The organism is Nocardia sp. bgisy134 (assembly GCF_057708325.1).
The window spans coordinates 372,857-385,326 of record NZ_JBYIRW010000002.1; the positions used below are offsets into that span (position 1 = coordinate 372,857).

1 protein-coding gene (cut by both window edges) is annotated in these 12,470 nt (G+C 68.2%); it reads left to right on the forward strand.

The whole window is internal to a sigma factor-like helix-turn-helix DNA-binding protein gene (locus tag AC3ERS_RS05390; protein ID WP_431964088.1) on the forward strand: the coding sequence, 53,070 nt in all, runs 18,123 nt past the left edge and 22,477 nt past the right edge, and what appears here is coding positions 18,124–30,593 — codons 6,042 (complete) to 10,198 (partial); the first codon wholly inside the window starts at window position 1. Both codon boundaries (start and stop) fall beyond the window edges.

Sequence of the window (12,470 nt, forward strand, 5' to 3'; positions counted from 1 at the left end):
GGCGAGCTGGGCGGCGAGACCGAAAGTGCCCAATTTCGCAAGGATCTGGAGCTGGTCGACAACCTGACCGCGGCGTTCGCGCTACGCGATCGGGTGGACCTGGCCCAGCAGCTCGAGCGCACCCTCGGAGAGCAGATCACCCGCGGCCAGGGTGCGGTGCAGACGCTGCGCCGAGCCATCCGCGATCTCGAAGCGGAACCCGTTGACACGCGGGCGTCCTCGCGCGCAAAGCAGGCGGATCTGGCTGTGCTGCGGCTGAAGTTGCGCGACGCGCTGCATGCGCTGGCACAGTTGGAAGCCACGCAGACGGCGCTGCACGACAAGACGCCGCCCGGGCCGCTGATCGAGCTGCGCGCCGCGCTGACCCAGGAGATCCTGGCGGGCACGAGGTCACGCAACGCCCTGGCCGAGGTCTTCCAGATCGTCGACGACAACCAGCTGAACCCGGAATACCAGGGTCCGCTGGAGCCGGGCACCCAGCAGATCCAGCAGCTGCGCGCGCTGATCAACCATATGCAGGAGCTGGAAGCCGAACAGAACCAGCTCACCGAGTACCTCGACCAGCAGATCGCCGAGCGGCGGGCCGCGCTTGCCGCGCTGGACGCGCTGGGCATGCTGCCGATTTCCGATCGGGTGGGTGTGCGGCCGTCGCTCAGCCCCACGGCTACGAACTCGCAGACGGTGGTCGTCGGCACCGACACCGATGTCAACGACTACCGCCAGGCCCTGTCTGCTGCGCTGCCGCCGCAGACGGACGTGAGCCTGCTGCTGGACATGGCGAAATCGTCGGTCATTCCGGTGAATGTGCAGTTCCGTCAGATCGAGGTCGACGCCGACGGTACCTACCAGCAGTCGGTGGCGTTGCCGTCCACCGATGCCGAACTCACCGCGCGGGCCGGTTCGTGGGATCCGGCCAAGCATCCGCGTAAGTGGGAGAAGGAGAAGTGGACCGACCCGCAGCCGCCGTTCCTGTTCAAGGTGTCGATGGTGCCGACCTTCGACAAGATCATGGCGGGGTTGCACGAATTCGGACCGGGTGAGGTTCCGGCGTTTCTGTTCCCGCAGAACTTGCCGTTCTCGAAGACGATCTACAACGTGCCCGAGGGCGTGAACGCCTGGAGCTCGGACGTCGGCCTCAACATGTTCCACGCCCGCATCCTGGTCATCGGCATCCTCCAGCGGATACCGACCCATCCGTGGGCGAAGAACCTGATTCAGAACCGTCCGTGGATCGGTCGGACCATCCTGCGCGCCACCCAGTGGCTGCCCGCGAACACCGCACACGGGCAGTCGATCCCACTGCCGCTGTCGGTGGACTTCGTGAACCGGCATCCGCATGTGGCCCAGGCCATGGCCGATGTGACGCAATGGATTCCGGCCGTGCGCGACGGCAAGTGGATTCACCTGATCCCGGTGTTGCGTGGCACCCGCACCTACGCGTGGTTCAACGACGGCCAGCCCGACCCGCAGGCGCTGCACCGCGAGGAGCTGGCACAGCCGGCGCTGAACTCCGAGCAGGCGCGTCTGGACGGCACGACCGCATACCCGTACACCGGCGAGAGCGTCGACATCCCGGAGTCGCTCGCCGCTGAGTGGCGCGCCAATGATTCTGCGCGCCAGCGGATTCAGCAGGAGACCGACGCCGCCTACGCGGACTTCGAACACAATCGCGTCCACGAGCACGACAGCCTGCTCGCCCAGATCGTCGACAACGCGCTCTCGGATCCCGACGCCTACTCCGGCGGCGACCCCAAGCGCTGGGTGCGCGGCCCGGGCAAGGCCTGGGTGCGCGACCCCAAGGGCACGCACATGCCCAAGCGTTCCGACGGGTCGACCTGGCTGCGTGATCACGCGGGCAACACCCGCACCCCCGACGAGGTGGTGCGGAACCTGAACCGGGCGCGCGACTACCTGCTGCGCAATTCCGAGGTCAACCAGATCGCCGACGTCGTCGCGATGTGGAACCGGTTGATCGCCGGACACCCGGTGCGCGAGGACATCATCGCGCTCGAGGGCGCGCTGTTCGAAGCGGAGTTCCAGGCGCGCAATCCGAAGGCGACCGGGCATCAGGCACATGCGGCCGCCAAGGCCGCGGGCTACGACTGGGACGCCAACCGCCCGCATCTGCCGGGCAAGCGCACGCTGTGGCAGCGGCTCACCGGCCGCCGCGCCGACCCGCTCGACTTCACCTCCGGGCTGGACCCGAACGTCAACGATCCGGCGCGCACCCGCCAGTTCGCACTCCCGCTGTACTACGGCGTGCAGGGCCTGGACGGGGTGGACAGCAGGCTGCGCGCGGTCATGGGCGGTTGGCCCTCGGCCAAGGTCGACCAGGCGCTCGCCGTGGTGAAGGACATCGTCCACCGGGCCACCCGGTCCTTCACGACCAACGACCACGATCTGGCCCGCGGCGGGGTGCACGTCTCGGCGCGTGTCACCGGCAGGCCCGGCGAGCAGGTGCTTGCGGTCACCGTCGAGGTAGACGGTGACGGCGCCTTCCCGCGCACCAGGTACTACCTCGACCAGCACGACAACGACTGTGTGCCGGTCGCCGCGCGGTTCGTCAACCAGGCGCAGGGCACCACCGTCACCGACGCCGATCTGCTCGAGCCCTCATTGGCGGGTGTGCTGTGGAGCGATATCGTGCCCGAGCTCAACGGCGCACCGGTGCAGGGCTTCGTCTCCGACGCCGACTCCACCGCCCACGCCCGCCTCGTGCGCGGCCTGCTCGACTCGGGCCCCGGCACCACCGCCTACCTCTTCGAACAGCGCGCGACCGCCGACCGTCACGGCGCCATGGGCCACGCCGCCGCTCTCACCTACATCGGTGAAAATGCGGACGGCACGCACACTTTCGAGCTCAACGGGCACACCGTCATCCTGAACCGGGTCGACCCCGACGGCCGCGAATGGTTCCAGCGGCCCGCACCCGCAGGCACCCGTGAACTCACCAGCGGCACCACCACGACCGAGGTCTCGCTCGCCGACCTCGCCGGCGGCCGCACCGACCAAACCGTCGCCCTCTGGGCCACGGTGTACCAGGACGGCCAGGCCATCCAGCTGGCCCCCGAGTTCACCGACCCGAACGCGGCACCGCCCGCCGATGATGTCTCCTTCGGCACGAGTTCCTCGGTCGACGCCGTGATCGCGGCCAACTTGGCCGCGCTCGGTATCGACACCGAGGCAGGGCGGCTGCTCGAGGCGGCGCTGCTGCTCGAGGAGCGGTATCTGGCCATTGCCGTGATCGCCGAGCAGCCACAGCCGGAAACCGTGCTCGGCGAGCGCAGGTGGGCGGGGCACCTGGGTGCCAGGCTGGTTGCCCGGCAGCACGGGGACCAGGAGCTGACCGTCGACTTCATTCGCGCGATGCACGACCAGTTGACGATGTCGGCACCGCCGGAAATGGAGTTCGGTGCCCCGACACCGCGGATGGGTGTGCTGTCGACGCCGCTGACCGCGGACCAGATCGCCACCATCGAGGCGAACCCGCTACTGTCCTACATGCCGCCGCCCGCCGGGCCCGGCGAACACGGCGTGATCGTCTACCCGAACTACGCGTCGCAGGCGGAGGTCGACCAGGCTCTACAGGAATTGTGCGACTGGTACAACGCGGCCCAGCGTGGATCCGAGTACGACCCCTTCGAACTCGCCGCGGAGCTGCAGCGCAGGTTCGTGTCGCTGCACCCACTCGACTTCAACGGGCGCGCGTCGCGCATCCTGATGAATTGGTCGTTGGAGCAGAATGGGCAATTCCCCAGCGCCGTCCGCGAATTCGATGCCCTGCACATCCCTGCGTCGGACTGGGTGGCCGCGGTCCGGGAGGGCAGCGCCCGGTACGCCGAATGGCTGGCCAATCTCGCCGAACACGGACCCGCTCTCGCCCCCGTGGATCTGTTCGGTCTCCAGGCCGAGCAACAGCGGTATCGTGAAATCGGCGGGGAGAACGCACCTTTCGCGCCGGGGCAGCCGCGCAATCGCGCGAAGTACGAGCAATTGCTGCAGGCGGTCACCTCGCCGGAGACATCGGCACCACTGACCCCTGTTCTCACCGACCTACCGGACCCGGCCACGGCCGATATGGCCGACCTGCAAGCCTGGGCAAGTTCCTACGACGATCCCCAGCTTCGGTACTTCCTGGGGCAGCAGCACGAGGCCGTGGCCGCGCTACTCGCCGACCACGGCATGCCCGCCGCCGACTCGATCGGGCCGCGCCGGGAATTGGAAGCCACGGTGCGAGAGGGCCTTTCGCGGGTGCTGGCGGAGCTCGGCCGTCCCGATCCGCTGCCCGCGGATATCGCCGACCTGGCTGCGTTGGCACAGGAACTTGCCGACGCCCGCCCCGTAGCGTCCGAGCTGGCGGCCGCCGCGCTCGTCCTGGCCGACTTCGCCGCCGAATCCGCCTCGGCCGATCTCGCGGTTACTACCGATCTGTCCCCCGCACAGCGGGATCTGGCCCAGGCCCTCGGTGTGGACCCGGAGCTGATGCAGCGCCCCGGGCTGCTGCGGCAGGCCGTGGATGTGGTGCAGGGACAGCTGCGGGCCATGGATGCGGCGGCGTGGCAGCGGGCGGTGGAGGCCGGGCGGCTGCCGCTGTTGCGGCGGTGGATCGGCCTGCGCATGCAGTGGGACAACGCGACTCAGGAACTCCAGGTCGAGTCGCTGCGGACCGGGGTGCTCGACCCGGTGGCCGTGCAGCGCCTGCAGGACACCAATACCCATTTGCAGCAGGAACTGGCGGAGCTGCTCGCGGTCGCCGAACTGGTCGACTTCTCGGCCCAGAGCTCCGGCGATTCCGTGGTCGGGCTGCGGCGCGCCGCCGCGGCGACCGGATCGCCCGACTTGGCCGCGTTCGTCGACCTGTGTGCCGACGCGCTCCCGCCGATTCCGGCGGCGGAACCGGACCCGGACTCCCAGCTTGCGGCGGCCCGTGAGAACCTGGCCGAGTTGGCCGGTCTGCTCCGCGTGGATCCGGACTCGCTGACGACGGGTTCACCGCAACTGGCCCGACTGCGCGCCAAGTGCGACGACCTCGCCCGCGAGTTGGCTCAGGCACTGCGAACCTCGGTCGCGGACCTGGAAACCGTACTGGAGCAGAGGGATCTGTCCGGCAACCCGGATACCGATCCCGAAATGCTCGGCCGGTACACCGACTGGCTGACCCACACCGGGGCTCTGGAGGCCGCGGAGCACTACAACAGTTTGCTCGCGAACGCCGCGCCCGCGCCCGCCCCGACCGCCGTCGAGCTGAACGCCGCCCGCGACAACCTCGCGGAGGTCGCCGCGCTGCTGGAAGCCGACCCGGCCGAACTGTCCACCGATGGAACCGAACTGGGCGACCTGCGTACCAAACGCGACCAGCTCGCGGCGCAGGTCGCGCAGGCGCTGAACATCCCGGACGCCGAGCTGGAAACCGTGATGCAGGACCGCGACATCTACGCGGAGCCGGGCATTACGACGGAAACTCGTGCGGCATACGGCGATTGGCTGACCTACAACGCCGTCGTCATCGCCGCCGAGCACTACAACGCGCTGCTCGACGCTGCGACCGCGCCGACCCGGGCGACCTACGAGATCGCCGAGCTGAACGCCGATTTCACGGCGACGCTGCCCTCGGTCGACAGTGTCCAGTTCACCGCGTTGACCGTCGACGTCGACGGGCGGCTGCTCGACCCGGAAACCGAACTGCCTTACAACAGCCACGGTACCGGTGACCGGTTCATCCTCGGTGCGGCCCCGGGCGTGGTCCTGACCGCGTCGGCCGCCACCCACTACGAGCTGTTCCGCACCCTCGGCGATCCGAGCGCCGGACCCGCGGGCTTCGGCGTCTGGCACATCGTCGACGGCCGGATCACCAAGATCGAGCCGTACACCCAGGCCTTCTCCCACGCCAACACCGACCCGAAGTTCACCGCCCAGCTGCGTTACGAACTGACCAGACTCGGCGTAGACCTGTCCGGCGTCGACTTCAACCAGGAGAACCAGGGCGCGGTCTGGTCCAGCGTCGACTCCGCACCGACTGTCGACGCGCTGATCGACGGCGATATATCCACAGCGACAGCACTGTTCGCCGGATACGGGGACAGCTTCTGGACGAACGTCACCGAGGTCGCGCGGATCTCCGAGGGCGTGGACGTGACATTGCGCCTGTCTCCGGTGCGCGGCGAACCCGGACAGGTCACCCTGTCGATCACCTCGAACGGTGCTCGGCTGACCAACATCGATCTCGGCCTGGACCCGCTGCGGACCGGTATCGCGCTGCACCGCCTGCACCACCAGGTATCCGGTTGGCTCGCCGCGTCGAACGTGGGCTGGTCCGCCGATACCGCGACGCAACTCGCCGAGATTCCCGGCGCGGACCGCGCCGCCGCGGAACTCGGTCGGTCGACCGCATCGGCTGCCACCGATACCGTGCGATCGCTGCCGAGCGACCCGGCCCGGGCCCGCGCCCAACTGGATCGGGCTCGCGCGAACCGCGACGACTTAGCCGAGACAATGGAAGTGGATCCCGACGATCTCGGCCCGGACTCGCCCGTGCTCAGTGGGCTGCGCACCGAACGCGACGAAGCCGCCGCGGTCTTGGCCCCGGTACTCGAAATCGATATCGCGCAGGTGGATTCGACCCGTGTCGAGCGGTTGTTGATGAGCCGATCCAACCCCGACAGCGACGAAGCCGCCGAGCGCTTCCTGGAACTCGACGCGTTGGTCGACGCCGCCGACGACACCAATCGCCGCCTCGTGGCGCTGGCCGAGCTGGAATCTTCGGCTCCGAACTCGCCCGCGCCACCACAGCATCCGGCAGCGGCGGCTCAGCCGGTCACCGACGCCGATGCACTGGACCGTCCGGTACGCAAGCCGCGGAAGGGCCGCGACCCGGGGACGTTCTTCGCCTACGATCCCGACGGCCCGCACGAAGTGCAGGCGTTCCGGGCTCCGGGCCGGGCGGAGTCGGCGCCATCGAACGAGCCCGTCGGCGATGTGCTTGCGGCGGAGGAGATTCCGGCCCCGTTGACCGGTGACAGCCTGCCCACCGTGGAGCTCAAGCGCGGCTATGTGGGTGAGGAGTTGCGCCGCAACCAGTGGGGCGATCCGGTCGTGCACCATCTGTCCGAGGCGGAGCTGGCGACCCAGCGCATCGTCATCGGACCGGATGGCAGGCTCTACCGCGCGCACGATGGGCAGCTCTTCGACACCGGCGGCCGCACGGTGATGTTCGCTCTCGACCCAGCGGGCAATCTCTACGCCGAGACCGGACTGATCGACAAGCCGATGCGGCATTCGTCGTTCCTGTCCGGGCGCCCGGTCGCCGGTGTCGGCGGGATCCGGGTCGACGCGGGCCGCCTGGCCACCATGACCGACAGCAGCGGGCACTACCAACCCGCAGCAGCGGTCAACGACGATGCGCTGCGAGTCCTCGTCGACCAGGGTATGCGGGTCGCCGAGGATTTCGCGCAGTACGACCCACTGGACCGGCGCCGTCCCGGCCCGCTGGATCCGCAGGCCGTAGGAGCGGACGGCACCGCGCCGGGCGGCGGCGGGAAGCCCAGGGGTGCGGGCAATGTCGTGCGCGACGTGCTGCGCGCGTTCGTCCCGGATTTCGAACCGGGCCGCGACTTCGACGCCGCCACCCGAACCCAGCGCGCCGCGCACGGTGTGGTGGACTACCTCGCGGGTTTCTGGGAGAGCTCGGATTTCGTCGCGTCCTCGCTGTTCCGGCCCATCGACGCCGCAGTGCTGGAGCAGGTCGCGGCGATTGAGCCGAAGCGGTTGCGGCAGTTGCTCGAGCAGGGTGGGCTCACCGCGACCCAGATCGACGGTGTACTGAACCGGCTCGATGAGATTCGCATCAACGGACGCATCCACGGAGATCACGTCGGCGACGCCGACTCCGAAACGGACGCGGATGCCGAAACCGATTCCGAACAGGCCAGTTTCGAACCCGTCGACCCGCGAACCCTCGGACCGGCTCGCGAATCGGCCTTCACCGACCCCGAACTCAGCTCGCATGGACTCATTCGCGTGACGTTCGAGGGCAGCGACACCGTCTGGGTGTACAAGCCGTTCCACGGCGACGCCGACACCGCGGGCATCCCGCCTTCGGGCCGCGCGCTGCGCGAGGTCAAGACCTACCTGCTCGACCGGCTGCTGAAGTTCCACCTCAAGCCGCCCACCTATCTGTGGGAAGGCAGCAAGGGCACGGGCATCCTCCAGGAGTACGTGCCGGGCGCGGAGAGCGGACGTGCGGTACGCGGCTACGACCGGCTGACCCGCGACATGATCGCGATCGTCGACTACATCGCGGGCAACCGCGACCGCCACGTGGGCGACATCATCACCACCCGGTCCGGTCGCGTCGCATCGACCGACGACGAAGCCACCTTCCCCGTGGGCGAGAACTCCTTCGCCCAGTTCGCGACCCAGTCGGTCTTCGTGACCGACGTGCTGGGCCGAGACCTCCACCCCGATGCGATGGCGCTGGTCGCCGCGCTCACCGAGGCGGACGTGCGCGCGATCCTGGACGGCCTCGAACCCGAAGCCATTCAGGGCGCGGTGGACAGGTTCACCGAGATCAAGGACAACGGCAAGATCACCGGCGACACCTGGCCGTACCGTGGCGGACTGCCGGGCATGGTCGACAACGTGGTTGGCGACGACCGTCCTCGGGCGGACCCCGACGATGGTCCTGAGGGCGGATCGCCGGTCGATCCGAGCCCCGGCCCGGACGGGCCCGATCCGCGTCCGCAGGGTGGGGGCCGCGCGATGGATGCGGACACGCCCGATACCGCGGCTATGGGCGTCGGGAACCCATCGGGCCGATTCGATCCGGGCATCGTCACCGGGAACAATCCGGACGGAGACAGCTCGGGGCACGCGGTCGGGCCGAAGCAAGCTTCGGCCACCACGGACCGAGCAAAGGTGGCCGAGGAACGCTGGTTCGACAGCTTCCGGCAGCGGCTGCGCGACCAATTGCACGCGGTCGCGCCGCACCTGTCGGAGAACGGTCCGGAGAGTCAGGCGTTGGCTACGGCGAGCCGTTCCGACGTACAAGCAGGGCTGGAGGGGCTGCGGCGGGACCAGCGCCGGTGGTTGATGCTGCGAGTACGCGACGCGATGTCCTTCGAGGACGCATGCGCCGCCGTGAATCTGAATTCCGAGCAGGCAAGGGCGGACGCCCGGGTCGCGGAGAAGCGGGCGATCCGGAATCTTGCCCAGTCCATTGCCGCCGCGCTCGAGGAGCGGAACAATCCGGAATCGCGCTTGATGCGCGCCGCGCAGGAGCCGCGGAATCGGCGGACGTTGGAGCGAGCGATCGCGAAACTATCCCCGGCGCAACGGCAGTTCGCCGACCTGCGGATCCTCCAATCCCGCGAATGGCCCGCGGTAGCAGCCGAGATGGGCCGGGAACCGGCGCAGCTCTCGCACATCAGGAAGCGGGCCGTGGAGCGGTTGTCGGATGCGCTCACCGGCGTCCCGCGTCCGGACGCCGACCCGAACTGGGAGGCCGTCGAGGACGCGTACCACGAGCGCAACGACGAGTTCGTTCGTCACCTGGCCGGAATTCCGGTCGCTCGTCGTGCGGTGATCGAATTGGCTCTGCGGGGCAAAACGACGGAACAGATTGCCGCCGAACTACATCGCAGCGAGAACGCGGTGCGCAAAGCACGCAAACGAGCTGCCGACCAGCTGGCCAACCTACTGTCGGACAGCACGGTAGCGCTGACCGTGGACGAGGCTTTGGCGGCGGTGCGAGAGGCAGACCACGCCGCACTGGAGCCGTTGCTTGGATATCTCACCGCGAATCGACGGCACGTCATCGAGGGTGTACTGCACGGTGACACGCTCGCGGAGATCGCCGCTCGGATCGATGGCACTGAGAACGGCGTACGCCAGCAGCGCAACCACGCCGCGCGGCAACTGGCGGACTGGCTCGTCAACGGCGCACCGGAAGCCGTCACCGCCGCCGACTCGGCCGTCGACGTGGCGGAAGCCGACGAAGGACCCGAGAGCGCGACGACCGCGGAGCCGAACTCCGTCGACAGCAGCCCCGCGATGCTGTTGGTCAGAAACCCGGCCAACCGAGATGCCGTGCTGGCAGCCGCGGCGAAGCTTTCGCCCGCGACAAAGGAATTCGTCGAGCTCCGGTTCGGACAGGGCCTGAGCATCCCTGAGATCGCCGCGCTGATCGGGCGCAAACAGGGCGCGTTGTGGACTACGCAGTACCGGGTCGTTCCGAAGCTGGCCAGCATGCTGTCCGGCGGCCCCGACCCGATACCGTCCGGAAAACCAGGCAATGCTTTGAAGCTGGTACAGGAGACCCAGCGGACGAACAAGAAAGCACTGTCCCGGGCGATGCAGGTGCTCAATGCCAACGAAAAGCGCATTGTGCGACTGCGGATAGTCCGGGGCATGACGCGTGCTGAAGCGGCTGAGGCCATGCACCCGCTCAGCGTGAAGTCCGTCGACCGCATCTTCGGCGAAGCCGTGCGGAAATTGGCCGGCGAGTTGGCCGGGAGTCCTGTTCTGACCGATCCGGAATCCGCCGCACTGGTTTCGGCCGCTCCACGGGAGGCGCTGCGGCGCAACCTGTCCGGGCTCACCGAGCTGGAGCAGCAGTTCATCACACTGCGTATCTTCGAGGGTCGCAAACACGTGGCCATCGGCGCTGCGCTCGGGAAGCCCACGTCCGCGATCCAGAGTCTGCAACGTCGCGCCTACGCGCGAATGGCGACGCTGCTCATCGGTGATCTCGGCACCGAATGGAGCACCTCGATCCGTGGCGCCATACGGCAATCCTCGGCTCCGGACTCGCCTGCGCCACAACAGCATCCGGGAGCGGTGGCCCAGCCGGTCACCGACGCCGATGCACTGGACCGTCCGGTACGCAAGCCGCGGAAGGGCCGCGACCCGGGGACGTTCTTCGCCTACGACCCCGAGGGGCCGCACGAGGTGCAGGCGTTCCAGGCTCCAGGTCGAGCGGCCAAACGTACTCTGGGCCAGGACATGGTCCAGGTGCAGGCGGCTGTCGACGCCGACCGGGACAGAGTGCTCGAGCTCGCGCGACAAATGTCGCCCGTTTTCGCTGATTTCATTCAGAAGCGCTTTGTCGACGGTATGTCGGTCGCGCAGATCGCCGCGGAAAGCGGGGGGAACAAGAACACCCTCAACGCAATGCAGCGCCGGAACCTCCCGCGCCTGTTGAAGCTGTTGTCCGGAGAGTCGCGCAATGCGATCGATGGTCGCTCCACCGATGTGTTGGGACAGTTGCTCCAAGCCCGTCCTGATGATGTGCGCACCGCCATGGCCGAGTTGTCGCAGACGGATCAGATGGTTGTACGCATGCGGGTGCTCGAACGGAAATCCGCCGCGGAGGTCGCTGCTGCTCTGGGCAATACACCGGGCCAGCGCACCACCCAGAGTCGCGCACTACAGCGGGCGCTCGCGCAGGTCACCGGAGATCACGCGCTGAGCCCGGATGAGGTGCGCGCAGCGCTCGCGACTGCTCGTGCCGAGCAACCAGAGAAGTACGCGGCCGACCTCGCGCGGCTGCCGTACCAAGAGCAGTGGGTGCTGCGACTTCGTGACGCGGATCTGTCCCAGGCCGAGGTGGCGGCCGCGCTGGAGATGTCCGCGACACAGGTGCAGGGCATCGAGCGCCGCGGCAAGGCGCGCCTTGCCTGGTTGCAGTCCGACGACCCGCAGGCAGCGCTGTATCAGAGCGTGAACCAACGCGATCCGGGCGAGGCATCGGACTTCTTGCGAGACGTCATCGATGGCACGAGCGCACGGGCGCAGCGCACTCCCGGGCAGATCGTCCGAGATGCGCAGCAGACGCACATCGGTCGCTCCCAACTTCGGCGTCTGGTCCGTGAGCTGCCCAGTCCGAGGCAGAAGAACGTCTTCCGGTTGCGCGCGGTCCAGGGCATGTCGCACGTCGAGATAGCCGCGGAGCTCGATATCGAGGTCGCGCAGGTGCGCCGGTCCTACGAGCGGGCTGTTGGAACACTCGCTGCCTGGCTCACCGGAGCGGGCAACAGAGCGTCAGGCCCGGACCTGACGCTGGTCCGACAGGTCCAGCGCAAGCATCCGATGGATCTACAGCAGACGCTCGCCGATCTGGGGCGAGAGCTGAAGCTCAATGCAGCAGATATCGAGGTCGTTCAGCTACGCGTCGTGCAGGGAATGTCCCCGACCGAGGTGGCGAAGTCACTCGGGCCTACCGTTTCTCCGGCTGCGGTGAACATCCGGCTGGGTCGGGCGGCGCATGTGGTCGCCGAGCGACTTCGGGGTGAGGGTCTGACCTATCCGAATCCGGAGGCACACTCCTCGTTCGGCGAGTACCTGGCCGAACTCGGTCGTCTGAACAACCTCAGCCTGACGGCCAAAGAACGCATCGTCGGCATGAGTGTGCGCAGCATCGCGCTCTACGAATCCGGAAGCTCCCACGCACTCCGCGAGTTGGACCTGCTCGAGAT